The 25,920-nt window shown below is 61.7% G+C and carries 27 protein-coding genes; 16 read left to right on the top strand and 11 right to left on the bottom strand.

The features are described 5' to 3' along the window. Nucleotides 1–37: 37 nt before the first annotated feature. The 3 genes from F7R90_RS05950 to F7R90_RS05940 form a co-directional block, all read right to left on the bottom strand. Complete coding sequence (locus F7R90_RS05950) at nt 38–964, bottom strand: ABC transporter ATP-binding protein (protein ID WP_158056341.1); 927 nt, start codon at nt 962–964, stop codon at nt 38–40. Nucleotides 965–1,029: 65 nt separating this feature from the next. After that, on the bottom strand, nt 1,030–2,331 hold the full coding sequence (gene hflX, locus F7R90_RS05945; protein WP_158056340.1) for a GTPase HflX: 1,302 nt from the start codon (nt 2,329–2,331) through the stop codon (nt 1,030–1,032). Next, nucleotides 2,328–2,684, bottom strand: coding sequence for a DUF2209 family protein (locus F7R90_RS05940; protein ID WP_158056339.1), 357 nt, complete (start codon nt 2,682–2,684; stop codon nt 2,328–2,330). Before F7R90_RS05940 ends, hflX begins: the two co-directional genes overlap by 4 nt. A gap of 643 nt (nt 2,685–3,327) precedes the next feature. Here F7R90_RS05940 and F7R90_RS05935 point away from each other — a divergent pair. Continuing rightward, on the top strand, nt 3,328–3,648 hold the full coding sequence (locus tag F7R90_RS05935) for an FUN14 domain-containing protein (protein ID WP_158056338.1): 321 nt from the start codon (nt 3,328–3,330) through the stop codon (nt 3,646–3,648). Here the strand turns inward: F7R90_RS05935 and gvpO are convergent, their stop codons facing one another. Genes gvpO through gvpA form a run of 3 tightly spaced genes read right to left on the bottom strand, consistent with a single transcriptional unit; the run spans nt 3,649 to nt 5,471 of the window. Next, nucleotides 3,649–4,185, bottom strand: a complete 537-nt coding sequence (gene gvpO / locus F7R90_RS05930; RefSeq protein ID WP_192498416.1) for a gas vesicle protein GvpO — start codon at nt 4,183–4,185, stop codon at nt 3,649–3,651. A gap of 17 nt (nt 4,186–4,202) precedes the next feature. Continuing rightward, entirely contained in the window at nt 4,203–5,204 is a 1,002-nt protein-coding gene (gene gvpN / locus F7R90_RS05925; protein WP_158056336.1) for a gas vesicle protein GvpN, read from the bottom strand. Nucleotides 5,205–5,213: 9 nt separating this feature from the next. Continuing rightward, the gene (gene gvpA / locus F7R90_RS05920; protein ID WP_158056335.1) at nt 5,214–5,471 is read right to left on the bottom strand and encodes a gas vesicle protein GvpA; all 258 of its coding nucleotides are present in this window, start codon (nt 5,469–5,471) and stop codon (nt 5,214–5,216) included. Between the two features lie 171 nt (nt 5,472–5,642). On the opposite strand from gvpA, the gene F7R90_RS05915 reads away from it, so the two are divergent. From F7R90_RS05915 to gvpM, 8 genes are read left to right on the top strand one after another with little or no spacing between them, the layout of a single operon-like run. Continuing rightward, nucleotides 5,643–6,290, top strand: a complete 648-nt coding sequence (locus tag F7R90_RS05915) for a GvpL/GvpF family gas vesicle protein (protein ID WP_158056334.1) — start codon at nt 5,643–5,645, stop codon at nt 6,288–6,290. Between the two features lies 1 nt (nt 6,291). Then, nucleotides 6,292–6,546: a gas vesicle protein GvpG gene (gene gvpG, locus F7R90_RS05910; RefSeq protein ID WP_158056333.1), complete on the top strand. Its 255-nt coding sequence runs from the start codon at nt 6,292–6,294 to the stop codon at nt 6,544–6,546. Continuing rightward, a complete protein-coding gene (gvpH, locus tag F7R90_RS05905; protein WP_192498415.1) occupies nt 6,546–7,061 on the top strand; it encodes a gas vesicle protein GvpH in 516 nt (171 codons plus the stop codon). The genes gvpG and gvpH overlap by 1 nt, the downstream gene beginning before the upstream one ends. Further along, nucleotides 7,058–7,972, top strand: coding sequence for a hypothetical protein (locus F7R90_RS05900; protein WP_158056331.1), 915 nt, complete (start codon nt 7,058–7,060; stop codon nt 7,970–7,972). Before gvpH ends, F7R90_RS05900 begins: the two co-directional genes overlap by 4 nt. Next, nucleotides 7,965–8,300, top strand: coding sequence for a gas vesicle protein GvpJ (gvpJ, locus tag F7R90_RS05895; protein WP_158056330.1), 336 nt, complete (start codon nt 7,965–7,967; stop codon nt 8,298–8,300). The genes F7R90_RS05900 and gvpJ overlap by 8 nt, the downstream gene beginning before the upstream one ends. Next, a complete protein-coding gene (gene gvpK, locus F7R90_RS05890) occupies nt 8,297–8,620 on the top strand; it encodes a gas vesicle protein GvpK (RefSeq protein WP_158056329.1) in 324 nt (107 codons plus the stop codon). Before gvpJ ends, gvpK begins: the two co-directional genes overlap by 4 nt. After that, nucleotides 8,617–9,372: a gas vesicle protein GvpL gene (gene gvpL / locus F7R90_RS05885; RefSeq protein WP_192498414.1), complete on the top strand. Its 756-nt coding sequence runs from the start codon at nt 8,617–8,619 to the stop codon at nt 9,370–9,372. The genes gvpK and gvpL overlap by 4 nt, the downstream gene beginning before the upstream one ends. A 19-nt stretch (nt 9,373–9,391) precedes the next feature. After that, nucleotides 9,392–9,724, top strand: a complete 333-nt coding sequence (gene gvpM, locus F7R90_RS05880) for a gas vesicle protein GvpM (RefSeq protein ID WP_158056328.1) — start codon at nt 9,392–9,394, stop codon at nt 9,722–9,724. On the opposite strand, the gene F7R90_RS05875 is transcribed toward gvpM, so the two are convergent. Together F7R90_RS05875 and F7R90_RS05870 are read right to left on the bottom strand one after the other, a co-directional pair. Then, complete coding sequence (locus F7R90_RS05875) at nt 9,721–10,695, bottom strand: hypothetical protein (RefSeq protein ID WP_158056327.1); 975 nt, start codon at nt 10,693–10,695, stop codon at nt 9,721–9,723. The genes gvpM and F7R90_RS05875 overlap by 4 nt on opposite strands. A gap of 61 nt (nt 10,696–10,756) precedes the next feature. Further along, complete coding sequence (locus F7R90_RS05870) at nt 10,757–11,482, bottom strand: ribosome assembly factor SBDS (protein ID WP_158056326.1); 726 nt, start codon at nt 11,480–11,482, stop codon at nt 10,757–10,759. A 233-nt stretch (nt 11,483–11,715) separates the two neighbouring features. Between F7R90_RS05870 and F7R90_RS05865 the strand changes: the two genes are divergently transcribed. Further along, nucleotides 11,716–13,500 (top strand): M3 family oligoendopeptidase, encoded by a 1,785-nt coding sequence (locus F7R90_RS05865; protein ID WP_158056325.1) that lies wholly within the window; start codon nt 11,716–11,718, stop codon nt 13,498–13,500. A gap of 5 nt (nt 13,501–13,505) precedes the next feature. Here the strand turns inward: F7R90_RS05865 and F7R90_RS05860 are convergent, their stop codons facing one another. After that, on the bottom strand, nt 13,506–13,955 hold the full coding sequence (locus tag F7R90_RS05860) for a UPF0179 family protein (protein ID WP_158056324.1): 450 nt from the start codon (nt 13,953–13,955) through the stop codon (nt 13,506–13,508). A gap of 66 nt (nt 13,956–14,021) precedes the next feature. Further along, entirely contained in the window at nt 14,022–14,414 is a 393-nt protein-coding gene (locus tag F7R90_RS05855) for a DUF5820 family protein (RefSeq protein WP_158056323.1), read from the bottom strand. Nucleotides 14,415–14,990: 576 nt separating this feature from the next. On the opposite strand from F7R90_RS05855, the gene F7R90_RS05850 reads away from it, so the two are divergent. From F7R90_RS05850 to F7R90_RS05830, 5 genes are all read left to right on the top strand, one after another. Then, nucleotides 14,991–17,054: a PrkA family serine protein kinase gene (locus tag F7R90_RS05850; protein WP_158056322.1), complete on the top strand. Its 2,064-nt coding sequence runs from the start codon at nt 14,991–14,993 to the stop codon at nt 17,052–17,054. A gap of 2 nt (nt 17,055–17,056) precedes the next feature. Continuing rightward, nucleotides 17,057–19,345, top strand: coding sequence for a PrkA family serine protein kinase (locus tag F7R90_RS05845; RefSeq protein WP_225741274.1), 2,289 nt, complete (start codon nt 17,057–17,059; stop codon nt 19,343–19,345). A 28-nt stretch (nt 19,346–19,373) separates the two neighbouring features. After that, nucleotides 19,374–20,681, top strand: coding sequence for a YeaH/YhbH family protein (locus tag F7R90_RS05840; RefSeq protein ID WP_158056321.1), 1,308 nt, complete (start codon nt 19,374–19,376; stop codon nt 20,679–20,681). Between the two features lies 1 nt (nt 20,682). Continuing rightward, nucleotides 20,683–22,674, top strand: coding sequence for a SpoVR family protein (locus tag F7R90_RS05835; protein WP_158056320.1), 1,992 nt, complete (start codon nt 20,683–20,685; stop codon nt 22,672–22,674). A gap of 507 nt (nt 22,675–23,181) precedes the next feature. Then, nucleotides 23,182–23,571 (top strand): secondary thiamine-phosphate synthase enzyme YjbQ, encoded by a 390-nt coding sequence (locus tag F7R90_RS05830; RefSeq protein WP_158056319.1) that lies wholly within the window; start codon nt 23,182–23,184, stop codon nt 23,569–23,571. A gap of 10 nt (nt 23,572–23,581) precedes the next feature. Here the strand turns inward: F7R90_RS05830 and F7R90_RS05825 are convergent, their stop codons facing one another. Next, a complete protein-coding gene (locus tag F7R90_RS05825; protein WP_158056318.1) occupies nt 23,582–24,565 on the bottom strand; it encodes an ABC transporter permease in 984 nt (327 codons plus the stop codon). Nucleotides 24,566–24,699: 134 nt separating this feature from the next. On the opposite strand from F7R90_RS05825, the gene F7R90_RS05820 reads away from it, so the two are divergent. Beyond that, nucleotides 24,700–25,920: an ABC transporter permease gene (locus F7R90_RS05820; protein ID WP_158056317.1), complete on the top strand. Its 1,221-nt coding sequence runs from the start codon at nt 24,700–24,702 to the stop codon at nt 25,918–25,920.

The following is a 25,920-nucleotide window of genomic DNA, read 5'->3' as shown; positions in this document are numbered from 1 at the left end:
CGCCGCACCTCCTGCGTCGCTGGACAGGGCACTTGCGTCATGCCTGCACCTCCTGTGGTTCCTCCAGCGTGTACGTCGTGAACAACTCCTCCAGCGAGGACTCTCTGGTCTCGATGTCCCGGACGGTCGCGCCCGCCTCCCGAACCCGGTCGATGACCGCGATTTTCGCCGCCGGGTCGAGACACGTCGCTCGGACCACGCTGTCTTCGACGGTGATACCATCGACACCCTCGATTGTGAGCGTCTCGAAGTCTGCCGGAACCCTGTCCACTGTGAGTTCGATGGTCGAACCGGTGCCTATCGAGTCGCGCAGTCCGTCGATTGTATCGACGGCGACCAGTTGGCCGTCGTTCAGGATGGCGACCCTGTCGCAGACTGCCTCGACTTGCCCGAGGATGTGGCTAGAGAAGAAGATGGTCGTCCCCGACGCCGCGAGTTCGCGGACGATGCGCCGAATCTCTCGCGCGCCGTTCGGGTCGAGCCCCGTCGATGGCTCGTCCAGAATGAGCAAGTCGGGGTCGCCGACCAGCGCCATTCCGAGGACGAGACGCTGGGCCATCCCTTTCGAATACCCGCCGACGGCTCTGTCTGCATCGTCGGCGTCGAGACCTACCAGTTCGAGAATTTCGGCTGGGTCGTCCTCGACGCCCTTCGAATCCCGCATGAACTCGACGTGCTTGCGCCCCGACAGTCGGTCGTACAGCCCGTAGCCGTCTGGCAGGATGCCGATGCGCTGGTGGATCTCGGTCGGCTCCTCCTGTGCGTCGTAGCCCAAGACGCGTGCGGTACCGCTCGTCGGCCGGACGTAGTCCAACAACATGTCGATGGTCGTGGACTTTCCCGCGCCGTTCGGCCCGAGGAAGCCGAACACTTCGCCCTCCTCGACGGTGAGGTCCAGCGAGTTCACCGCGAGTACGTCCTGCCCGAAGCGTTTCGTCAACCCCTCGGTTTCGATTACCCCCATACCGGTAGCTACGCCGTTCTCCTAATTATAGCTACGCGACAGTTACAGACGGCGAACGTGAAGAATTACGGCGACGGTGCGTCTGCATCCGCCAGTTCGCCCGCCTTCGCACGTGACTGTTGGACGATAGATGGTCGCGCTTCGAAGTCCACGACGACCTCGTCGTTGGCGTAGTTCACGTCGCCCACTCGGGCGTGGTCGTGGAGCCACGAGACGACGCTCATGGTGTCTTCCGTCATCGGGAGGACCAGTCGCTCGCGCTGCCAGTCGGGGAGTTCGTCGTCGATGCGTGCCCGAAGGCCCTCCAAGTTCAGTTGCTCCTTGCCGCTGACGGCGAGTGGGTTCGGTGCGAGCGCGGAGAGTGCCTCCTGTTTCTCGGCGAGTTCGTCGTCGCTGACGGCGTCTATCTTGTTCAGCACCGTGACGATGGGTGCCTCGTTGCGCTCGTAGAGCGTGTCGTGACAGGTGACGAGTTTGTCTCGAATCTCTTCGATGGGTTCGCTCACGTCCACGACGAGCAAGACGAGGTCGGCGTAGTACACCGCATCCAGCGTCGATTGGAACGACTCGACCAGCCAGTGCGGCAGGTCGCTGATGAACCCGACTGTATCGGTCAAGAGGACGTCGCGGCGCTCCATGTCCATCTTGCGAGTCGTCGTGCCGAGCGTCGTAAAGAGGCGGTCCTGCGCTTCGGCCGTCTTGTCGAGGTCCGGGTGCAACTCGTCGTTCTGGCCGAGTTCGAGGTCTGCCGCGAGACTCTGCATCAGCGTCGATTTCCCGGCGTTCGTGTAGCCAGCCATCGCCACGAGGTCGAAGCCAGACTCGCGGCGTCGGTCCCGGCGATTCGCCTCCGTGAGAGCGATGTTGTCGAGTTCGTCCTTGATATTGGAAATCTGGTCTTTGATGTCCTGTTCGCGGCTCTCGTCGTACTCACCGAGACCCATGAACCCAGGGCGCTCGTCGCGCTTGGCGAGACTCGTCTTCGCCTCCGCACGCGGCAGTTCGTACCGCAGTTCGGCGAGTTCGACCTGTAGTTGCGCCTTCCTCGTCTGTGCACGCTGACCGAAGATTTCGAGAATCAGCCGGAATCGGTCGATGACCCGCGTCCCTTCGGGGAATTTCTGACCGAGGTTGTACGTCTGGTACGGACCGAGTTCGTTGTCGAAGATGACGATTCCAGCACCCGACTCGACGGCTGCGGCGGCGATTTCGTCGGCTTTCCCCTCTCCGACCTGCAAGGCGGCGTCTTCCTTGCGCGACTGGGTGTACTCGCCGACGATTTCGTAGCCTGCGGCGCGGGCGAGGTCCTGTATCTCTTCGGTGTCTGGTGTGCCTGAATCGACTCGTTTGACGATTATCGCTTTCATAGGAGCAGTTTTCGGGCGGCGTACGCTGCGTGGTGTGCGGCTTGCACTGTCTCGCGTTCGGCTATGCTCTCGACGTACTTGAAATCGTGGCCGAGGAACTGTTCGACTTCCCACTCTGGTTCTTCGTAAAACTCGCCGCGTTCGGCGACGATGGGACCGTCTGGCGGGTTGGGAAGTTCGTCCGTCGCCTCCGCGACGACTGCCGTGGTCCGTTCGAGTGTCGGTTCGTTGCGACTGGTAGCAAAGCCCATCCCCACGACGCTCTGGAGACGTGCCGTGCCGACCGTGGCGTGGACGGCCGCGGCAACCATCAGATACTCACCTGCCTCCTCGTGGCGACCACTGATGTCCACGCCGACGACGTCAGCCTCGCCGGACCTGCACCTCGATTCGCACGCTCACGAGTACCGTACCCATGCCCATACGCGCCCGTACGCTCTCCGGGTTTTTATCATTACCCCCAACCTTTTGCTGCGGGGCGGGCGCTCTGCGCCCGCCCACTGGCAAAACGTTGATGAAAAGCCTTCCTCACCCCCTCACTCGCTCGGCGAGACGGCTACGCCGCCTCGCACTCGCTCGTTCGAGGGTTCGTCGCCCGCGCTCGCTTCGCTCGCGGTAGATTACAGTATCCAACCGCAGGAGTTCGGCCGAGCGAAATTAGGTCTAGTTTCGACAGTCGATAAGGGACGCACTATCAGCAGACGACACGTTCCACCTGCGGTCGAGTACAAGTGATTGTACCGGAAGCGAAGGAGGCGCGCTTCTCGCGCCGCACCGAGCGAGCGCGTCCGAGGAACCGTCGAAGGAGCGCGCTCTGCGCGCTCCGTAAGCGGTGACGACGTGTTTTCCTGAGCGGATGTGAAGGAAGGCTCGGAAGACGCGGTTTGTCTTCCGGTGATTTTCATCAACGTTTTGCCAGCGGGTGGTCGCCGTGGCGACCACCCCGCAGGAAAAGGTTGCAGAAAGTACTTAACGCTTCAACGTACGGTTAATTCTATGCCATCGCCCATTGACCCTCAACAACTCGGGCTTGAATTCGGCTCGGGTGCCCTCATCGGCGGTATCATGGGCTTCGCGGCGAAGAAGGTAGCGAAGCTCATCGCCGTCCTCGTCGGCATCGAGTTGGCTCTGTTCAAGTTCCTCGAATCGCGCGGCATCCTCACCGTCGATTGGGAGAAGTTGACCGCTGGGATGCTCAAGATAGGTGAATCGGCCCAGAACGGCACTCCGCCGTCGTGGATGATGACCATTCTCTCTACGCTCTCCATCGGGGCCGGGTTCACCGGCGGCTTCCTCGTCGGCTTCAAGAAAGGATAGTCACCCCGAGACTTCTCCCCGCCGGTATCGGTCCGTCAACCGATAGGCCGTCACCGACCCCGACGTATCGAGGTCGATTTCGTACCGACCGAGGATGTCTTGGGTGTCGGGTACCGCACTTCGTTCTACCACTTCTACGACGGCGAACCAGCCGTCGTCTCCGCGTTCGAGTTCGATGATGCTGTCGAGCGGGTCGTCGATGAGCGCGTCAGCGACTTCTTCGACGGTGTCGCGAGCGTCGAGGAGTCCGAACGATTCACCGGAATCGTCCTCGTCAAGGGTCGCTTCGGTCGCCGACACGTCCGCTGTGACGCCGCCGTCGGTTCCGACATCGTCAGGTCCCTTCTGTCGGAGTTCGTCTGTCAGTTCCGAAGCGCGCGCCTCGCCGACACCGTCGGCGTCGGTGAGTTCCTCGACGCTCGCCGTTCGGAGGTCTTCGACGGACTCGAAACCCGCCGCTCGCAGCGCCTCGGCAGTTTCAGGTCCGACCCCGGGAACGTCTTCCAACTCGTCGTAGCCGTCTTCAGCATCGGCCATAGTGGTATCTCCGTTCGTCATAGCAGGTCGGTAATTTGATCGCGCAGCGACGCTGCGTCGTCGGTAGTAGTGGCGTGTGCGGCGAGCACGTCCGCACAGAGGTCGCCTAGCGATTCGTCGTCGGGAAACGCGTCGAGACCCTTCGCGGCAGTGATAGTCGCGCGGATGCTGACTGGGACGGGTATCTCGTCGTCCTCTCGGAGTTCGCACATCGCCTCCACGACCGTCTCGACTCGCTCGCGAGGCAGTTCGGTGTGGGCCGCGACGATTTCCGTCTCGGTCTCGGGGCTGTACCGACCGAGATGGACGGCGACGAGACGGTCGAGCAGGGCGTCCTGCGGTTCGTGGACACCCGCGTACTCCGCAGAGTTCGAGGTGAGTATCGTCCGAAAATCGGGGTGGGCTTCGACCTGTCGGTCTTCACCGCGTTGGCCCGGAAGTTCGAGGACGCCCTCCTCGAATACCGACAACAGGACGTTGTTCGCCGCGGGTTTCGACCGCGAGAACTCGTTGTAGACGAGTGTCGCACCTTCTCGTACCGCGACGGTCAGCGGGTTATCGACCCATCGGTCGCGGACGACCTCCTTTTTCTTCACTACGTCGCTGACGAAGCCGTCACGTTCGGTGTACGATTCCTTGCCCGCGTACGCGCCAACGAGGTCTTCGGTGTCGAGGTCCGCGTCGCCGTTCATCCAGACGACCGGTCGGTCACGATTACGCGCGACTTCGAGTGCGAGCGCCGTCTTCCCACACCCGGACGGGCCGACGAGGTGAACCGGTTCCTCGGCCGCGAGCCAACGCTGGACCCGTTCCCGGTAGCGAGCTATCTCGTCCGTTTCCACGAACGGTTCGCCGCCAACGTCGGGTGACGGAGCGTCGTCGCTCCGGGACATTCGGTCACCAATTTTCGCCGCAGTTTCGGCGCTCGTCTCCTCGGCGACGTTTCGGGTCTCCTTCTGTTCGCGGTCTGACCGTATCTTCGTCCCGCGAACCTTTCGTTTGCGACCGGAATCACTCATCGAAGTCAGTTACGCCTCCGTTTCGACCTCTAACTCTTCGAGGTCGTCGATGTCCCCGGAGGCACTGGCTTGCTCTATCTTCGCTATCTCCTCTGCGTAGTGCAGGAACGTATCGACAGACGCGGCGACGACGCGCGCTTCGACTGTCAGCAACTCGATGCCGACCACAGATATCCGCGCCCATACGTCCACGACGACACCTTTGTCGAGGATCCGGTCGAGAACTTCCGCGAGACTCGACGCGTTCGGTTGCTGTCTGGTTGCCATTGTAGTAGCCTATCAACCTACAGGTCGAGCACGTAATAATCTTGAGGCCGTTAGTGCAGTAGAAGCCCTCAAAAGCCCGAAAATAGACGTTTCCCCTTTTTACGGGCATGATTAATACTGGCTTTCCCTTATATGGTGTCGCGTCGTATCGAATAGGAGCGAGGCACGACTGTGTCAGGAACGAATCTCTACGTCTACGGCGTCTACGAGAGCGACGAAACCGACGAGTCGGAACTGGAGTTAGATGTCGATGGGGTCGGTGGCGCGGAGCACGTCACGACCGTCTCGTTTCGGAACCTCTCGGCACTGGTGTCGGAGATAGACACGACCGACCCCGAGCAGACCGACGAGAACGCACAGGCACACGACGACGTGCTTCGGGCCGCCCTCGAGCACGAGGACGAACCGACCGTCGTTCCCATGCAGTTCGGGATGGCGTTCGAGAGCGCGCGGACGCTGAAGAACGTCCTCAGAGGAACCCGCCACTCGTTCACGAAGGCGCTCCGAGACGTGTCCGGTACCGTCGAACTCGGCGTGAAGGTCGTCAACGAGGAGGACGTGTCGATAGCCGAATCGACCGTCAGAGAAGTAATCGACGACCACCTCGAAGAGCCGAGCGTCAATCGCGTCGAGAACGACCAGTTCAGCGACCGACTGCTCGCCAACGAGGCCTACCTCGTCGAGCGTGACCGGCGCACGGAGTTCGACGAGGCGGTCGCCGACCTCGAAGACGAACTGGACGGTGACGCGATGGTACAGTACACTGGGCCGTGGGCACCCTACAACTTCGTAGACATCCACATCGGCGCGAGACAGTGATATGTTCGTACTCGATGACCTGCTCGTCCGGCCCTTCGTCGGTCTGCTCGACGTGCTGCACACGATGGCGCTGGACGAGCAGTACGACACGGCGGCTATCAAAGACAACATCAAGGAGAACAGACTGCTGTACGAACTCGGCGAGTTGAGCGAAGCGGAGTACGAACGACGAGACGAGAGACTACGCGAGGAACTCGAGTTCGCAGAACGCGTCCACGAGGAACTGACGAGCGGTAAGATAGAGGTGAAACGATAGTGAGCCACGCTCCCGACGACCCGCACGAACCGCACGACGAAACGACTCCTTCCGACCGAGGTAAATCGGCCTTCGGTCTCCGTGACGGATTCCGCGCGTTCACGGACCTCCTGCGTGTGCTGGACGACGCCGTCGAGGGAGAGAAGAAGGGGCGCGTCGAAAGTGACAGAACGACCCTCGATTACGGCGTGAGCGTCGGCGCTGCTCCGGACGACCGGACGAAACGTCGAACTCGCGGGTCGGTCAAGCGGCGAAAGCGACGGACGAACGAACGCTATCACGTCACGGCGCGACGAGAAGACGACGTGTTCGTCGTGACCGCCGACCTTCCGGGCGTCGAAGAAGACGAACTGACCGTCGGGTTCGACGACGAGCGTGAGACACTCGTCGTGGCAGTCGAGGGACGGGTCGTCGAGCGCGTCACCGTCCCGTGGTCGGACCCGACGGCAGAGCAGAGCACGCTTCGAAACGGTGTCTTGGAGGTTCGACTCGACCGGGAGGACGAGCGAGCGTGAGCGACGATTCTGACGCCGAAGAGACCGAAGAGAGCGAGACGACGCCGGAATCCCCGAAAGACGACGACTCTGGCGTCACCGAGCGCGTAGACGAACTCGTCACGCGCGCCGAAGAATCCATCGACGGGTTACAGGAGTACGTCGAAGACCCAGAGTCGGACCTCGCCGACCTCCGCGAGCAAGTTGAGGACGAAGCGTCGGTCTCCGAAGCCGCCGAATACGTCCACGACCTCTGGGAGGTCGCCGACGAAGCCGAGGATATCGCTCAGACCGTGGACCTCTCGGACCTTCCGGAGGCAGTCGAACCGAGCGAACTGCACGAGGTTATCGAGGAGGGCGAACTCCCCGACGCTATTTCGTCGGGGAATCCGGGAGATGCGGTGAAACTTCGCAAATTGCTGAAAGTCGTCAAACTAACAGAGTTGTGGGACGCCGCTGACGTGCGAGCGTTCTGGAAGCAGAAGCGCGAGTTCGAGAACGAGTTGGAGGACGTGGTAGACAACGGCGAAGAGGACGGAGACGCCGTGGACGACGCGGACGACTCGCTCGCTCCGAGTGTCGATTGGTCGCCAGACGCGTCCGGTTCCTCGGACTTCGACCCGGAGTCGATGGAGAACGCCATCCAGTCGAAGATGATGGACGGCGTCGAGGAGTTTCGGGAAGCCCTCTTGGGCGCCCACGAGAAGTTGAAAGCACTGCGCGAGGAGAATCGCGAGCGAACGAGCAGTCAGGACAGCGGCGTCAATTCGCGCAACCCGACCGCACACTCGACGATGCCGAGCGGTGGACGGTCGGACGTTGGGCACGGAACACGTCACTCGACGGTACCACGGGAGACGCGCTATTCGACTGCTCCGAACAAACGCCGAATTTACGGGACCCGATTCGAGGAGGAACGCGACGATGGATGAGACGCGACCGACCAGACGGCAGAGCGACCTCGCGGACATGCTCGAACTCCTCTTGGACAAGGGCGTGGTCATCAACGCCGACATCGCGGTGACGGTCGGCGAGACCGAACTCCTCGGCGTGAAACTCCGGGCGGCCGTCGCGTCGTTCGAGACGGCGGCGAAGTACGGCATGGAGTTCCCCGACGGCACCGACATGGAGCGCGTCGAACGGGCCGCGGGAGTGGAGGAAATCGAGAGCGACCGGCCAGAACTGGACGAACTCGAAATCGAGGCGGCCGCGAGCGAGGGAGAGAGCGAGGAGAACGACGAGGAGGCGGGACACCGATGACGACGATCGAACTGGACGGCGACGGCGAGGACGGGGACGCGAGTTCGGGGCTGACCGCGCTCGTCGTGACCGTCGTCGATCTGCTGGTCGATGCACTCGAACGCGAGGCCGTCCGTCGAATGGAACGTGACACGCTGACCGACGAGGACGTGGAGCGACTGGGCCGTCAGTTAGCCCAGTTGGAAGCGGAGTTGGAAGGCCTGAAAGAACGCGAGGGCATCGACGGCGACGTCGAAGACCTTCGGGGGCAACTCGACGGACTCGTCCACGACGCTATCGAGCGGATAGACGAAGAGCCACGAACGGAGGGACAGCGATGAGTCTGGGCCGTTCCGACAAGTCGACCGACTTCGAGACTGGACGCTACCTCTACTGCGTCGTGAGAAGCGACGACCAAGCGGAGTTCGAGGCGGACGGGGTCGAAGACGAACCAGTGTACCTCGTCCACTCCGACGGTCTCGCGGCGGTCGTCCACCACTGCGAGTCGCTGTACGACGCGGACGACATGGAACGCGTTCGGGAGTGGTTGCTAGACCACCAGGCCGTCGTGGACTCGGTCGGCGAGCAGTTCGGGACGCCGCTACCGTTCCGGTTCGACACGATACTGACCGGCGACGACGAAGCGGTCAGGGGGTGGTTAGACGAGTCGCGCGAGGACCTCGAAGCGTACCTCACGGAGTTCGCGGGCCACTGGGAGTACCGCGTCGAAATCACCCGCACCGACGACCCCGAACTCGAAGACGAGCGACTGGCCGAACTCGACGCGGAAATCGAGAACGCGGACGACGGTACGGCCTTCCTGCTCGAAAAACAGCGAGCGCGCCGTGAGACCGACCTCCACAGAGCCAGAGACGACGAGATTGCCGCGGACGCCCGCGAGCGCCTCGAACCGCTCTCCAGCGAGTTCGAGCAGGCGACCGACCCCGACGAAGTCGCGTCGTTCTCTCTGCTCGCCCACGAAGACGACGAGACGGCTATCGGCGACGAACTAGACCCCGTGGCGGCCCGCGACGGCATCGAAGTCAAATTTACGGGACCGTGGCCGCCCTACTCGTTCGCTCCCGAACTATGAGCGGGGAGGTGAGTCGAACGTGAAACCGCAGAAAGACGACCACGCCGTCGTGGACCTGCTCGACGCGCTCCTAGCGGAGGGCGCGCTCCTGCAAGCAGACGTGATACTCACCGTCGCAGACGTGCCACTGGTGGGAATAAACCTCCGTGCGGCCATCGCGGGGATGGCGACGATGCGGGAGTACGGCTTCTTCGAAGCGTGGGACGAAGAGATTCGAGCGAGCGGACGCGAGGCGGAGCGGTCCGACTGCGTGGGACTCGACAGGACCGGAGAACGAGCGAGTCGAGAACGTCGCCGCGGAGAGCCAGAGACGACCGAGCGCGGAGCAGTGTCGGAAGAACGCGACCCCTAGTTCTCGAACTGCTCTTCCGGCGGGACGAACGACCCCGCCGAGACGGTGTATCGTGAAATCGTCGCGACTCGCAGAATGTAGGAGACCAGCAACGCGAGCGGAACGACGATGATTCCGAGGCCGATACTGATGACCGGCGGAAGAAGCGAGGCGCTGAGCATCGCAGTCGAACTCGCCCCGTACACCATCGACAGGACGAACGTCGTCACGACTGCGGCAATCCCCGAGTACGCAATGAGCCGTGAGAGGCGTGCGAGGTCCTGTTGAATCGCCATCGTCTTGAGGAACTGTCGGAAGATAGCGACGCCCTTCAGCAGTTCGAGGACGCGTTCGAGTTCGTCGCTCGCCTGTTCGGAAAGGTCCGACCCGTGGCGGTCTTGGAGGTGCGGAATCGTAGACAAGCCATGGGCGTACTCCGGCCCGAGGATGGAGGTCATCACGTCCATCGTACTCGACTTTCCAGCACGAGTGTCGCTCTCGATGGTCTCGATGACCGAGTCGGCGTACGCGAGTATGTGGTCCGCGAAATCGACCACTTCCTCGGGTGCGTCGTCGAGTTCCTCTTCGAAGGCCTCGCTTCGCTCGTGGAGCGCCCGCATCATCTTCAGCAGGAAGTCCGTCGGGTGGTTCTCCGGCATCGGTTTGTCGGCCGCGTCGGCGACTCGCGCTCGGAAATCGCTCGTCCCGTCGATGCGGTCCGAGAACTCCTTTGGTGACCCGAACACCCGCGAGAGGAGAAGTTGGTTGATAGAGAGCGCGACGGTAACGAGCGTCAGCAGTCCGGACGCGATACCGCTCGACAGGAGCGACCGCACGTTACTCTTCGGTCCGACGGTGATGACGTTCGCGACGGTGAGTGCGTAGACGAGAACGGCGACGCCGACAGCGATTCCCCCCGCGATGACGAATCTGTTCCCTTCTAGAAGAACCCACTTCAGAAGGCGACGACTCTCGTCCGACTCTTCGTTCATAACGTCGAACACGACAGCACCCACAAAAGTGGCTATGGCCCGAAACGAAAACACCCCCGCCTTAGCGGGTCTTCAGGTCGTCTTCGTCTTTGACGATTCGGGTCTCGGCCTCGCCGCTCGTGTGTTCGTTCACGAGGTCGTAGAAGTCGTTCTGAAGCCCCGCGGGGAACGTCAGCACGCCGACCCACGACCCGTCGTTCTGCCACTCTTCGCGTTCGAGTTCGCCGAACTGCCGAATTCTCGCTTGGGCGCTCCCGGCGTAGTCGGCGGGCACCTGCACCGCGATAGTGACCTCCTCGAATCGAATCGGGATGACCGGCCGGAGTGCTTCGAGTGCTTCGTCCACCTGATTTTCGACCGGAACCATCGGGTCGATGCGGAAGTCCGTCTCTTCGAGCGCACTCTCGATGCGGTCCGGCGGGTGGGGCGCGTTGTCCATCTGCGGGTTGACCGCGTTGCGCGCGATGCGGTTGATGAGCTGTTTGTGCTTCTTCTCCTGCATCTCCTTGCGCTGTTCGGCGGTAATCTGTATCTCCCCGCGATCGATGACCTCCGGGATGATTTCGAGCGGGTCCGTCGTGCCGAACACCTCTTCGAGGTCTGCTTCCGCGGGTCGGTCGCCGCGACTCGCGTTCTCGAAGACGTCCTCGGCCGCGATGACGTCTTCCAGTTCGCCCTCGAACTCGCCGCGCTTCATCGCGAGCGCGGCGTCCGGGTCTACGAGTACCTCGAACCGCTCGCCGTGGGATTCCAGGCGTGCGGTCACTGCCTCATCGAGTGGTATCATACAGTACGGTAGACCCTTCCACGTAAAAGAAGTATTGGACCCTCACCGCCCGATGGCGACGCCAGACAGACACACCGCCGACTCGTTCGACGGGGCAAGAATTTTGTCGGTGTAGTATGATATTCGACCCAAGAGCAGGCGACCGATGACCCGCTAACTTCTCTCCCGACCGGTACGCCTTCGGTCAGTTACGTCGCAGTCTAGCCGTTCGACTACCTATCACACCGACAGTCATGAGTTTACCAGCAAGAGAAGCTATCGACCCCGAGTATCGATTCGACCTGACTCACATCTTCGAGACACCTGCCGAATGGGAAAACAGCGCGCAGACGCTCCGAGGAGACCTCTCCAAGCTACAGTCGCGCGCAGACCGGTCGCTCGATTCACCAGCGTCCCTCCGCACGCTCCTCGAACAGACCGAGTCGTGCTATCGCCGAAAACAGCGATTGAACCTGTACGCAACGCTCTACGAGAACGTCAACACTGACGAAGAACGGGCCGACGACTTACTTCGACAGTTTCGAGAGCTCGAATCGGAGTTCGAACCTGTCGTCTCGGGCGTTCGCCGTTGCCTCCGGGAGACCGACGACGACCGTCTCGACGCCTACGTCGCCGAATTGAACGACTACCGACGATACGCCGAGCATCTCCGAGCGCAAGCCGAGCGAGTGCGGTCACCAGACGCCGAGGACGCCATCGCGGCCCACGGCGAGGTTCGTTCCGCTCCGACTAGAATCATCGAAGCAGTCCGAAACGAGGACTTCGACCCACCGAGCGTCGAACGCCCCGATGGTGAGACGGTCGAACTCGGATACGGCAGTTACCGCGAGGAGATAACCCACTCGAATCGAGAGTATCGGCGGCGGGTGTACGAAGCCTATCGCGGCGAGTTCGACCGATTCGAACACGTCCTCTCGCGGGCGTTCGCGGAGAAGCTTGCCGCCGCAGAAACGGAGGCGGACGTTCGGGGATACGACTCCGTCCGAGACCGCGACTTCCGTGACACCTACCCCGAGAACGGTCTCGAACCGAGTTTCCCCGGCGAGGTCCACGAGGCGATGTTGAGTGCGGTGCAAGCGAATCTCGGGCCGTACCACCGCGCACAGGAGATTCGATGCGAGCGACTCGGCGTCGAGTCCCTCCAACCGTGGGACCTCAACGTCTCAATCGCGGACGCCCCGGAGCCAGAGATTCCGTACGAGGAGGCGAAATTGGACATCCTCGACGCGCTCGCACCCCTCGGTGACGACTACGTGAGTCGGACCAGCGACTTCTTCGAGGAGCGGCGCATCGACGTGTATCCCACGCAGAACAAGCGCACGGACATCCCGGCGTACTGCCCCTCGTCTTCGGCGGATGGCGCGTTCGTGTTGGCGAACTACCGCGAGGACGTGCGTACCGCGTCCTACGTCTGCCACGAACTCGGTCACGCACTCAACGTCTCGTACCACAGTGAGAAACCGACCAGAGACGCGACCTGCCCGCACGCAATCTGCGAGATTCCGTCGATTCTCCACGAGATTCTGCTGGTCGAACACTGGATGCGGGAGGGCGGTGCGCTCGCAGACTACGCCGAGAACCGACTGCTCAGTTTGCTCGGCGGAAACTTCTACAACGCCGCGATGTACTCGACGTTCGTCCACCGACTCGCGGGAGTCGTCGAAGAGAGTGACGACCTCTCCGCGGAACGCATCCGGAACACCTACGCAGAACTGTTGGGAGAGTTTCGGCCGGAAGTGGACTACGACGACCGTGCGGGCCGGAACTGGCTCGGGTGGGGGACGCGCGTGCCCTACTGTAGCTTCCAGTACGTGTTAGGCGCGACTGGCGCGCTGGTCGTCCGCGACAGACTCCGAGAGGGAAGCCTCTCGCCTGAACAGTACCACGACTTCCTCCGAAACACTGGCAGTAAAAACCTCCTCGCGCAGTTCGAGACCGTCGGCATCGACGTGACGAGTTCGGCTCCCTACGAGCGAGCGGCAGAGACGTTCGCAGGCTATCTAGCCGAGTTCGACTGAGCGCGCTACTCGTCTTTCGACGCGAACTCCACCAGCGTCAGGTCGCGGTCGAGCATGCAGTAGTCGTGGGGCGGTTCGCCCAGAATCTCGGCGATTTGGTAGTCGTCGTCGAACTCGACGCCCGTCGGTTCGCAGAACTCGTGACTCGGACACTCCGTGTGGGGGCAGGGACCCGCCAGACTCGACTTGCTCCCGGCGTATGCATTCTTCGCGGGCACGTTAGCCTTCATTCCGACCGGTTCGACTTCGACGGCAGAGACGCCCTCGTCGTGGACGTTGCACTCTAAGGTCTGTGCGTTGTCGCGTACGTCCGAGATTCGATAGCGGACCCCTTCGTCCAAGTTGAGACACTGACTCCGATACGGACAGCCTTCACAGGCGGCGGACTCGCCCCGGTAGACGAACTCCTCACCTGCGCGGGCGAGGCGGGTGCCGACGAGCGTGATGGTGGACATGCTGAGGGCTACGGAACCCGCTCGGTTAAGACTCTCGGCGCGGAGATCGGACAGGTCCTCGCCACGCTAGTCGGCACGCCCCGTCAACTCGTCCAACTCGTCTAAGTACTCCTCGCGTGGGACCTGATACGCGCCGCGGAAGTCGAGTTCGCCCGCGGCGAACTCGTCCGCCAGTTCGCGTGCGCCGTCGAGTGCTTCGTCGCGGGTGTCGAAGGTCTGTGGACTGGTCAGTTGCACGTCCGGTTCGAGAAAGAACTCCACGCGCCAGACCGTCGGCGTCCCGACTTCCGATTCCGCCGGTGGTCGATTCGGCGCACCGGGCGCGACGTAAATAGTCGGCATACACGGCGCGGGGAACTGCCCGCCGTCGAACACGTCCGGGCGGTACGCGAGGATTCGGCGACCCTCCGATTCGTCGTTCCAGACGGTCCACCCCTCGGGGAGTTCGTTGTCGCTCACGTTGTCCCCTCAGCGACCCGACGGTAAGGGCGTGCCGATAGCCGTCCGACTGTATTTAAACCCATTATATACCGAACCCCCTATTAGAAACCCGCGCACGAGTGACCCCCGTCACCCATCACAGTTGTGGGTCCCTTCGGGCCTTACGTTATCGGAAGTGGTGTGTGAATCGGGCCAACAGTTATATATTTCCGCATACTATCTACTAAACAGTATCGGTGGTAGTCACCCACACGGTACATGTCCACACATACCAAACCGTCACGCTCGCCTGTCAAGTTGCTCGTCGTCGTGTCGTCGCCGTGAACGGAGTGTGGGGTATGGCACGCACATGACATGCAAGCAACCGATTGCCCTGCGACAGCGCAGGGTTGGGAGTATCGATTGGGGTGGCGGCACGACACCGCTCCATGAAGAGCGGTGGACCCGCAAGGAGCGGTCGTGCGGGCCGTCAAAGCTATGTGGATTCCTCCCTACCAATAACTCCGGCCTGCAGTGCCGGGTCAACGGCGCTACTGTCTGCGTTCTCTGGACTCGACTACTCGCGCCTCTCCCACGAAACCAACACGTGATACAATGACGGAAACACTGGAAGAACTCAGTCAACGCTACCAAGAATCGATGCCCGAAGACCTCCGGGAGACCAAGTCGTTCGACTGGTATCTCGACGCGGTGTACGACGACCCGAAGATAACCCGCAACGCCCACCAGCGGGTCGCAGACATGTTCGACTACTACGGGACGGAGTACGACGAAGACGCTGGCGTCGTCGAGTACCGCCTCGCCTCGGAGGACCCCCTCCACGACGGAGAGAACACCTTCTACGGCCGCGAGATTCACCGCGCCATCCACGAGTTCGTGAACAAGGTGAAGTCGGGTGCGCGCGGACTCGGCCCGGAGAAGCGTATCAAACTCCTCCTCGGTCCGGTCGGGTCGGGTAAGTCCGACTTCGACCGCCAAGTGCGGAAGTACTTCGAGGACTACACCCTCCGCGACGAGGGGCGACTGTACACGTTCCGCTGGACGAACCTCTGTGACGTCATCCACGACCAAGACCCCGCGGACGACACCGTGCGGTCGCCGATGAACCAAGACCCGCTGGTCCTCCTTCCAATCGAGCAGCGCCAACGCGTCATCGACGACCTGAACGAGCGTCTCGACGCGCCCTACTCCATCCGCAACGAGCAGTCACTCGACCCCGCCTCGGAGTTCTACATGGACGAGTTGCTGGCGCACTACGACGACGACCTCCAGCAGGTGTTGGAGAACCACGTCGAGGTCATTCGCCTGACCGCAGACGAGAACAAGCGCCAAGCGGTCGAGACGTTCGAGCCGAAAGACAAGAAGAACCAAGACGAGACGGAGCTTACGGGGGACGTCAATTATAGCAAGATCGCGATTTACGGGGAATCAGACCCCAGAGCCTTCGACTACTCGGGTGCGTTCTGTAACGCGAACCGCGGTATCTTCAGTGGTGAAGAACTGCTCAAGTTGCAACGGGAGTTCTTGTACGACTTCCTCCACGCTACGCAGGAACAGACTATCAAACCGAAGAACAACCCGCGAATCGACATCGACCAGGTCATCGTCGGCCGGACGAACATGCCCGAGTACCGGGACAAGAAGGGCGACGAGAAGATGGAGGCGTTCAACGACCGCACGAAACGCATCGACTTCCCGTACGTCCTCGAATACGACGAGGAATCAGACATCTACCGGAAGATGCTCGGGAACGCCGACGTGCCGGACGTGCACATCGAACCACACACCTTGGAGATGGCTGGTCTCTTTGGAGTGCTGACCCGCATCGAAGAACCCGACACCGAGACGGTCGATTTGATGCAGAAGGTCAAGGCGTACAACGGCGAGACCGAGGACGTTGACGACGTGGACACGAAGAAACTCCGCGAAGAGGGCGAGGAGAAGGCCGACATCGGCGAAGGCATGGAAGGCGTCTCTGCCCGGTTCATCGGCGACGAAATCGCCGAAGCCATCATGAACTCCACGCACAGAGACAGAGGCTTCCTGAGTCCGCTGTCGGTGTTCAACCACTTCGAGGGCAACCTCGAAAATCACGGCTCCATTCCGGAGGAGAACTTCGAGACGTACTACCGCTACCTCGAAATGGTCCGTGAAGAGTACAAAGACCGGGCTATCGAGGACGTGCGCCACGCGCTCGCCTACGACATCGAGGAGATTCAGCGCCAAGGCGAGAAGTACATGGACCACGTGATGGCCTACATCGACGACGACACCGTCGAAGACGAGTTGACCGGCCGCGAACAGGAACCCGACGAGAGTTTCCTTCGCGCCGTCGAGGAGAAGTTGGACATCCCGCGCGACCGGAAGAACGACTTCCGTCAGGAAGTGTCGAACTGGGTCTCGCGACGCGCCCGCGAAGGGTCGCCGTTCGACCCGCAGGACAACGAGCGCCTGCGCCGCGCGCTGGAACGCAAGCTCTGGGAAGACAAGAAACACAACATCAACTTCAGCGCACTGGTGTCGGCCAACGAGATGGACGACGACGAACAGAACGCCTGGATAGACGCGCTCATCGACCAAGGCTACTCGCGCGAGGGTGCCAAGGAGGTGCTCGAATTCGCCGGAGCCGAGGTCGCTCGCGCGGAGATGGAGGACTAACCGTGCCGAGTGGCAGCGACTACATCGAACGGGCCGACCACGAGTTGCGAGAGACGTACGAAGAGCCGATGAGCCTCGACGAGTACGTCGAAGCGGCCTTCGAGAACCCGACCGTCGCTTCCCACGCCAGCAAGTATCTCCTCTCGGCCATCGAGTCGATGGGCACCCGGACCGTCATCGAAGAGGGCGAGGAGAAGGACCGCTACAAGTTCTTCGACGACCCGGCAAACGACGGCGAACACGCGATACTCGGCAATACAGAAGTTCTCAATGCGTTCGTTGACGACCTGCGCTCGATTGCGGCGGAGCGCGGGAAGGCCGAGAAGATAATCTGGTTCGACGGTCCCACGGCCACCGGTAAGTCGGAACTCAAGCGGTGTCTGGTCAACGGACTCCGCGAGTTCTCCAAGACCGACGAAGGCCGCAGATACACCGTCGAGTGGAACATCGCCTCCGCGAGCGACTCGCGGAGTCTGAGCTACGGCGACGACCCTGCGGCGGGCGACGAGGAGAACTGGTTCCCGAGTCCCGTCCAGTCGAACCCCTTGCTCGTGTTCCCGCCGGAGGTTCGGGCGGACGTGCTGGCCGAACTCCAGTCGAACACCGACGATCACATCGGCATCAAGGTCGATGGGAAACTTGACCCCTTCAGCCGAGAGGCCTACGACTACCTCGAAGAGCAGTACCGCCGACAGGGCGAGGAGAACCTGTTCTCCGCGATTACCGACCCGAACCACCTCCGCGTGAAGAACTACGTCGTGGACATCGGGAAGGGCATCGGCGTCCTGCACTCCGAAGACTCGGGGCCGCCGAAAGAGCGCCTCGTCGGGTCGTGGATGCGCGGGATGTTGCAGGAACTGGACTCGCGGGGGCGCAAGAACCCCCAAGCGTTCAGCTACGACGGTGTCCTCTCGCAGGGCAACGGCCTGCTGACAATCGTCGAAGACGCTGCCCAGCACGCAGACTTGCTCCAGAAACTGCTGAACGTTCCCGACGAACAGACGGTTAAACTCGACAAGGGTATCGGGATGGACATCGACACGCAGTTGGTCATCATCTCGAACCCCGACTTGGAGGCACAACTCAATCAGCACTCGGAGGCTGGCGGAAAGGACCCGCTGAAGGCACTGAAGCGCAGGTTGGACAGAAGACGATTCAAGTATTTGACTAACTTGAGCTTAGAGGCCGAACTCATCCGCCGCGAGTTGACCAACGAGACGGACGTGTGGATGGCGATGAGTTACGACGAGTTGGAAGGGCTCATCCGCGAACCGCTATCGGTGGACGTGCGAAGCGACCACCACGACGTGACGAAGCGCGAACTCGCACCGCACGCAGTCGAAGCGGCCGCCCTCTACAGCGTCGTCACGCGACTCGACGGCGACGACGTGCCCGCCGGATTGGACCTCGTCGATAAGGCGATGCTGTTCGACCGAGGGTACCTACTGGACGGCGACGACAGGTTGGACAAGGACGACTTCGACTTCGGCGACGACGGCGAAGACGGCGAGCAGGGGATTCCGGTGACCTACACCCGCGACACCATCGCGGACCTGCTCAACGACGAGAGCGAGCGCCACCACGTCGAACACGCCGTCGAGGAGGTCATCATGCCGCGTGACATCCTCAATGCGATGGCCGAGGGTTTGACTGCGGCCCCAGTCTTCTCGACGGCAGAGCGCACCGAGTACGAGAATCGCCTCGTGCCCGTGAAGAACTACGTCTTCCAGCGACAGGAGGAGGACGTCCTCGACGCGATGATGCGCGACAAACGCGTGGACGAGGAGACTGTCGAGGAGTACATCGAACACGTCTACGCGTGGGCGACGGACGCTCCCGTCGAGAACGACCGTGGCGAGCGCATCGAACCCGATGCCCTCAAAATGAAGATATTCGAGACCGAGCATCTGGGACGATTCTCGCCGGAGAGCTACGACGAGGGCCACGAACCCGCGCCAGCGGTCGAGGAGTTCCGGCGCAACAAGGTCATCACCGCGCTGAACCGCCACGCGTGGGAGAACCGCAGCGACGACTTCAAAGTTGGCGACATCGACCCCAAAGAGATACCCATCATCAAGACGGTCCTCGCGAGTTACGACTGGGACGACGTGCGCCGGGTGTACGAGGACTTCGACCCGAACCAGTGGGCCGACCCGCCGAGCAACACCGAGACGGAGACTGTCAAAGCAGAGACCGTGGACAACATGGTCGAGATGTTCGGCTACTCGCCCGCGTCGGCGGAGTTGACCAGTCAGCACGTCATGAGTCAGGTGAGTTATAAATGGGACTGAACGAGCGAGAAAGCGAGGTGAGTAAGAGATGGGACTGAGAGAAGACATCGAACGCTACCGGGAAGTCGGCGAGGACAAGCGCCAAGACCTCGCGGACTTCATCCAGTACGGCGACCTCGGCCAGAGTCTCCCGGACGAGATCAACATCCCCATCAAGATTATCGACCCGCCGGAGTTCGCCTACGACCGCCTCGACAGGGGCGGCATCGGACAGGGCGAACCCGACGTGGGCGACCCGGTCGGCCAGCCACAGCCACAACCCGGTGACGACGGCGAAGAAGGCGACCCCGGCGACGAATCGGGCGAACACGACTACTACGAGATGGACCCCGAGGAGTTCGCCGAGGAACTGGACGACGAGTTGGGCCTCGACTTGGAACCCAAAGGCAAGGAAGTCATCGAGGAGAAGGAAGGCGACTTCACCGACATGACCCGGACCGGCCCGAACAGCACGCTCGACTTCGAGCGGATGTTCAAGGAAGGGCTGAAACGCAAGCTGGCGATGGACTTCGACCCGAAGTTCGTTCGGGAAGCGCTCAAAATCGATGGCTGGGGTCCCGAGAAGGTGTTCGAGTGGGCGCGCGGAAGCGGCATCCGTGTCTCGAAACACTGGCTGGACGAGCAGTACAAGGCGATTCCCCAAGACGAGTTGGCGACTTACGAGAGCATCGAGGAGATGGAAGAGAGCGTTCCCCACAGGAGCGCCGCCCAGAAGATACGCGAAGAGGGCATCCGCCACGTGCCGTTCCGTCCGGAAGACGAACGCTACCGCTATCCCGAAATCATCGAGGAGCGCGAGAAGAACGTCGTCGTCGTCAACATCCGCGACGTGTCCGGGTCGATGCGCGAGAAGAAACGCGAACTGGTCGAGCGCACCTTCACGCCACTCGACTGGTACCTCACCGGCAAGTACGACAACGCCGAGTTCGTCTACATCGCCCACGACGCAGAGGCGTGGGAAGTCGAGCGCGACGAGTTCTTCGGGATTCGCTCGGGGGGTGGGACGAAAATCTCGTCGGCGTATCAGCTTGCGAGGCAAGTTCTCGAAGAACGGTACCCGTGGAGCGACTGGAACCGCTACGTGTTTGCGGCGGGCGACAGCGAGAATTCCCGCAACGACACCAGCGAGAACGTCATCCCGCTGATGGACGAGATTCCGGCGAACCTCCACGCCTACGTGGAGACCCAACCCGACGGCAAGGCCATCAACGCGACCCACGCCGAAGAGGTGGACGAACACTACGCCGAGTCGAACGAGGTGGCGGTCAGTTACGTCAACGGCCCGGAGGACGTGACGACTGCTATCTACGAAATCCTGAGTACGGAGGCCGAATAGTATGGACGAACGACCAATCACACGAAAGGCGGCATCGAAGCTCCACGAACCAGTCGTGGAGGCGAACGCACTGGCGGAAAAGCTCGGCTTAGAGCCGTACCCGGTCAACTACTGGGTGGTCGATTACGACGAGATGAACGAACTCATCGCCTACAACGGCTTCCAAGAGCGCTATCCCCACTGGCGGTGGGGCATGCAGTACGACCGCCAGCAGAAGCAAGGGCAATATACGGGCGGGAAGGCGTTCGAAATCGTCATCAACGACGACCCCTCCCACGCGTTCCTGCAGGAGTCCAACAGCGTGGCCGACCAGAAGGCGGTCATCACGCACGTCGAAGCCCACTCGGACTTCTTCGCCAACAACGAGTGGTACGCCATGTTCGCCGACGATTTGGACGCGGCGGCGATGCTGGAACGCCACGCCGCTCGCATCGGCAACTACATGGCCGACTCGGAGGTCGATAGAGAGGAAGTCGAGGAGTGGATAGACAGCGTGCTGTGTCTGGAGGACAACATCGACCAGCACGAACCGTTCAAGCGCCAACACGAGCGAGCGCGCCGCGACGACGAGGACGACGAACCCGACCCAGAGTTGGCCGACAAGTTGGACGAGATGGACCTCAGCGAAGAGGTCAAACGGCAGGTGTTCGACGAAGAGTGGATGAACGAGCAAGCAGAGGGCACGGTCGATTTAGACGAGCCAGAGATGGACGTGCTGGCGTTCCTCCGGGACCACGGGAAGGCCTTCGACAAAGAGTCAGAGAAAGCCGTCGAGATGACGGAGTGGCAGAAAGAGACCTTGGAGATGCTTCGTGCGGAGTCGTACTACTTCGCGGCCCAGAAGCTGACGAAGGTGATGAACGAAGGCTGGGCGGCCTACTGGGAGTCGATGATGATGGGCGAAGAGGGCTTCGCTGGCGACGACGAGTTCGTGCAGTACGCCGACCACCAAGCGAAGGTGCTGAACTCTCCGGGGCTGAATCCCTACAAACTCGGCAAGGAGCTGTGGGAGTACTTGGAGAACACGGAGAACCGACGGCAGGTCGCGCGACTGCTCCTCCGCGTGGACGGCATCACGTGGCGGAACTTCCACGATGTGGTGGACTTCGAGGAGGTGCAGAATCTGATGGCTTCGGACCCCGCGCTGGCGACGATTACGCCCGAGACGCTGGACGAGTTGGACGCGCTGGCTCCCGAAAAAGTGGACGAGGAAGCACTTGAAAAGGCGAAATCAGGGGAAATCGACGTGGAGAAGTACCCGTGGAAGGTGCTGACCTACGAGGGCCTCGCGGAGCGACACTTCTCGCTGTGCAAGCGCCAGAACCGCGGGTTCGTGCGCTCGATTTCGCAGACGGACTTAGAGCAGTACGCCCGCTACATCATGGACGACGCGCGGTATGGCTCTGTGGAGGAAGCTCTGAGCGAACTGGACTACACGGTTGGGTGGGACAAGATGCGGGAAGTCCGGGAGAGCCACAACGACGTGACGTTCCTCGACAGCTTCCTCACCCAGGAGTTCGTCACGGACAACAAGTACTTCACCTACGAGTTCAGCCAGACCACGGGAGACTACCGGGTCGCCAGCAAGCAGTACGAGGACGTGAAGAAGAAGCTGATGTTGCAGTTCACCAACTTCGGCAAGCCGACCATCGCGGTGTACGACGGCAACTACAACAACCGCAACGAGTTGCTGTTGGGCCACCACTACAACGGCGTGATGCTCGACATCCAGCAGGCGAAAGGCACCTTAGAGCGCGTCTTCGCCCTCTGGGGTCGCCCGGTGAATCTCAAGACAATCGTCAAAGAAGTGGACGACCGGGACGCCGAGATTGCGCGCCGGAGAGATAGGGAGCCTGAGCCTGAAGAGCAGGGCAAACTTCTGCGGTACGACGGCGAGGAGTTCACCATAGAGGACCTGGAGTGGAACGAAGTCGAGGACATCGCGGCGACGGAAGTGGACTACGACACCAAGCCCGAGGATTGGTTGGCTTAGGCGTTGTTTTATCGTCGTTCTTTTCTTCGCTGTTTTGTGTGGCGTTCGGCTTTGAATTGGTGAGAGTTGCGCTGTAGAATTGTTTTTTGGCGAGAAGCTAGCTACTCCCGGTGCCTAGGAGAAACCTCACCGCGACGGCCACACGCCTCCCCACCCGACTGCGGTCCTCAGGTCCGAAAGACGCGACTCGTCGCGTCTTTCGCGCTGCGGTCCTCATCCCTCGCGCGGAACGGTCGAATCACCGTCGGGATTCGACCGCGCGCCGGGCAGTGTTGGAAATACACGATACTACTACTCATGTGAGCGAATCGGTTGGGGAGGGCGTGGCTCTCGCGGTGCAGTGGCGGAGCTGTGCGGTCTCATCGGTTTCGGGAGTAGCTCGCTTTACTGAGAAAGACACCGCCATCCAAACAATCGACGCAGGAAGACTCAGAAAATATCTTCATCCACCCCCCTCGAACACAATCCAGACCAGCATTTACCCCGACTGGCGACGCACATCCACCCATGTTCCAAGTAGAAACCCAAGAGCGCACCCAAGTCGTGGACGTGACCGAGAAAGTCCGTGACGAACTCCAAGGTCAAAATGTCTCAGACGGCCTCTGTACCGTCTTCGTCCAGCACACCACCGCAGGGGTCGTGGTCAACGAGGCCGAATCAGGCCTCCTCGAAGACATCGAGTCGTTCCTCCAGAACATCGTCCCGGACCACGACGACTACCGACACGACCGAATCGACGACAACGCCGACTCGCATCTGCGGGCGCTCCTGCTCGGTGAATCAGCAACCGTCCCCATCGAGGACGGCGAACTCGCGCTCGGCACGTGGCAGAAACTCTTGTTCGTGGAGTGCGACGGACCCAGAACCCGTCGAGTCAGGGTCACAGTCACCGACTAACGAACCACTCCTAACGCTCGCCGTCGCCGATTCGCGGGTCCAGTGCCGCGTAGGTCACGTCCTGTAAGAAGTTCGCGGCGATGCCGACGAATCCGATGACCATCGTTACGCCGAGGACGAGCGGCATGTCTCGCTGACTGACGGCGCGGATGGTCAGCCAACTCAGCCCCCGGATGCCGAAGAACTTCTCGATGACGAAGATGTCCACGACCAGCACCGCCACCATGTCGGCGAAGAACAGCGACAGAATCGGAATCGCCGCGTTGCGGAGGACGTGACGAGCGACGCCCCCGTTCGAGACGCCCTTCGCTTTGAGCGCGGCGACGAATTCGGCGTTGACGTACTCCAGCGACTCGGCGCGGGCGTAGCGGAGTTGCCCGGCGAACAGTCCAGACGCGAGGACGAGCGTCGGGACCACGTACTGTTCGAGGTGCGATATCGACCAGAACGACCCCGCAGTCGCTAGTTCGGGATGACTCAGCAAACCGAGTTTGGTGACGACGACGAGGAGGAACACCTCCGCGAGCCAGAAGTTCGGGACGCCGAAGCCCGTGTAGGCCAGCACGCTAGCCACTCTGTCTACGAGGCCGTGTCTGTTGAACGCCGAGTAGAGGCCGACGGCGACGCCGCTGACCAGCGAGAGAAACAGGGCCGGAACGACGTACAGCGCCGTGTAGGGGAGTCGTTGCGCGATGACCGACGTGACGGGCGCGCCCATCGAGTAGGAGATGCCCCAGTCGAACGTCGAGATGTCCACGACCCAGCGGGTGTATCGCTGAAGTATCGGGTCGTCGAGATTGTGCGCCGACCGGTAGGCCGCGATGGCCGCCTTCACGTCTTCGGCGTCCCCGCCCGAGGTTTGGGTTTCGTACGCGACCGCCGCCTGATTCGGGTCCGGCGTGAGCGCGACGAAGCCGAACGAGAGCGTGACGACGAGGTAGATGGCGACCAGCGAGACGACAGCGCGGCGCGCGACGTGTCTGCCCAGACTCATCGAGACACCACGCCGGACACCACGGCGGTCGCATCAGCGTTCCGGAGGGACATTCGAACGATTCGTTCCTCGGACGAGCGGTCATTAATGTTTATGGTGTGAGGTGACGACCGGGTCGGTGTTCGACCAAACGCATGGACGGAGCAGACACCGACGACGAGACGTCACCGAAATCCGACGGAGAGACACGAACAGACGGGGCTGGCCGCTACGGAGGCGAAGCGACGGCCGAAAACGGGAAACGCGCGTCGGAAGACACGGCCGCACTCGGCACGGGGACGAAACTGTTCGCACTCGGCGTGGCGCTGTTGACTACGGCGTTCGCCTACGACCACACGGTCGTCGGCGAAGGTCGTCCGCTGTTTTTCGGTGTAAATCCCACTGGACTCGACTGGCTGTTCGCGCTGTCGTGGCTGGCGCTCGCGTCGTTCGTCCTCGTCCCACTGGCGCTCCGGCGACGGCAGACCCGAATCTACTGGCGTCGATTACGTTCGCGGCCCGCCGGAGTCGCCGCGCTCGCGTATCTCGTCGTCTTTCTGGTCGTCGGGACGGTCGGCCCGTGGTTCGTGCAACCCGACCTGAACCTCACCGTCGCCGACCAGCCGCCGTTGTTTCTTAGTATTAGCGAGAGTAACGTCTACAACTGCGTCGGCCCCGTAGTCGATGGTCGCTGTCACGGAACGCTGAAGTATCCGCTCGGCACCAACAGCACCGGCAAGAGCGTGGTAGCTCTGCTCGTCTCGGGCATGCGAGTCAGCCTCCTCGTCTCGCTCGTCTCCGCGACGATTCTGGTCCCCGTCGGGACGACCATCGGCGTCTTGGCTGGCTACGCAGGCGGGTGGACGGACGACCTGCTGATGGGCTACGTGGACGTACAGCAGACCCTCCCCGCGTTCGTCCTCTACGTCATCCTGATGTTCGTCTACGGCAAGAGCCTGCTCCTCATCGTCCTCGTCTTCGGACTGACGAGTTGGGGCGGTGCGGCCCGAATGGTCCGCAGCGAAGTCCTCCAACGCAGGGAAGAAGAGTTCGTGCAAGCCGCCGAGAACGCGGGTGCGAGTTGGAGCCACGTCGTCGGCACCCACATCTTGCCGAACGTCTCCACGACGATAATCACGGCACTGAGTCGCCAAATTCCGATTCTCATCCTGACCGAAGTTGCCATCGCGTATCTCGAACTGAACAACTTCCTGTTGATGTCGTGGGGTGAGACCATCGCGCTCGAACTGCGAAAGGCGTTCCCGAAGACGTGGTGGACCTCGACGTTCACGGTGGCTCTGCTGGCGATAACAGTCACGTCGTTCAGCGTCCTCGGGGACACGTTGCGGGACGTACTCGACCCGAAACAACAGTGA

Origin of the sequence: Halorussus halophilus, assembly GCF_008831545.1 — an archaeon.
In the GTDB taxonomy this organism is placed as follows: domain Archaea; phylum Halobacteriota; class Halobacteria; order Halobacteriales; family Haladaptataceae; genus Halorussus; species Halorussus halophilus.
This window is presented reverse-complemented; position numbering and strand designations above follow the sequence as displayed.

Bases quoted from the DNA above. Each gene is read 5' to 3' on its own strand.
- gvpL (WP_192498414.1), top strand. From the start codon at position 8,617: ATGAGTCTGGGCCGTTCCGACAAGTCGACCGACTTCGAGACTGGACGC.
- gvpN (WP_158056336.1), bottom strand. From the start codon at position 5,204: ATGAGTGATTCCGGTCGCAAACGAAAGGTTCGCGGGACGAAGATACGG.
- F7R90_RS05875 (WP_158056327.1), bottom strand. From the start codon at position 10,695: ATGAACGAAGAGTCGGACGAGAGTCGTCGCCTTCTGAAGTGGGTTCTT.
- F7R90_RS05950 (WP_158056341.1), bottom strand. From the start codon at position 964: ATGGGGGTAATCGAAACCGAGGGGTTGACGAAACGCTTCGGGCAGGAC.
- F7R90_RS05835 (WP_158056320.1), top strand. From the start codon at position 20,683: ATGGACGAACGACCAATCACACGAAAGGCGGCATCGAAGCTCCACGAA.
- F7R90_RS05935 (WP_158056338.1), top strand. From the start codon at position 3,328: ATGCCATCGCCCATTGACCCTCAACAACTCGGGCTTGAATTCGGCTCG.
- gvpK (WP_158056329.1), top strand. From the start codon at position 8,297: ATGACGACGATCGAACTGGACGGCGACGGCGAGGACGGGGACGCGAGT.
- F7R90_RS05825 (WP_158056318.1), bottom strand. From the start codon at position 24,565: ATGAGTCTGGGCAGACACGTCGCGCGCCGCGCTGTCGTCTCGCTGGTC.
- F7R90_RS05850 (WP_158056322.1), top strand. From the start codon at position 14,991: ATGACGGAAACACTGGAAGAACTCAGTCAACGCTACCAAGAATCGATG.
- gvpJ (WP_158056330.1), top strand. From the start codon at position 7,965: ATGGATGAGACGCGACCGACCAGACGGCAGAGCGACCTCGCGGACATG.
- F7R90_RS05840 (WP_158056321.1), top strand. From the start codon at position 19,374: ATGGGACTGAGAGAAGACATCGAACGCTACCGGGAAGTCGGCGAGGAC.
- gvpA (WP_158056335.1), bottom strand. From the start codon at position 5,471: ATGGCAACCAGACAGCAACCGAACGCGTCGAGTCTCGCGGAAGTTCTC.
- F7R90_RS05820 (WP_158056317.1), top strand. From the start codon at position 24,700: ATGGACGGAGCAGACACCGACGACGAGACGTCACCGAAATCCGACGGA.
- F7R90_RS05830 (WP_158056319.1), top strand. From the start codon at position 23,182: ATGTTCCAAGTAGAAACCCAAGAGCGCACCCAAGTCGTGGACGTGACC.
- F7R90_RS05865 (WP_158056325.1), top strand. From the start codon at position 11,716: ATGAGTTTACCAGCAAGAGAAGCTATCGACCCCGAGTATCGATTCGAC.
- F7R90_RS05870 (WP_158056326.1), bottom strand. From the start codon at position 11,482: ATGATACCACTCGATGAGGCAGTGACCGCACGCCTGGAATCCCACGGC.
- hflX (WP_158056340.1), bottom strand. From the start codon at position 2,331: ATGAAAGCGATAATCGTCAAACGAGTCGATTCAGGCACACCAGACACC.
- gvpO (WP_192498416.1), bottom strand. From the start codon at position 4,185: ATGGCCGATGCTGAAGACGGCTACGACGAGTTGGAAGACGTTCCCGGG.
- gvpG (WP_158056333.1), top strand. From the start codon at position 6,292: ATGTTCGTACTCGATGACCTGCTCGTCCGGCCCTTCGTCGGTCTGCTC.
- F7R90_RS05860 (WP_158056324.1), bottom strand. From the start codon at position 13,955: ATGTCCACCATCACGCTCGTCGGCACCCGCCTCGCCCGCGCAGGTGAG.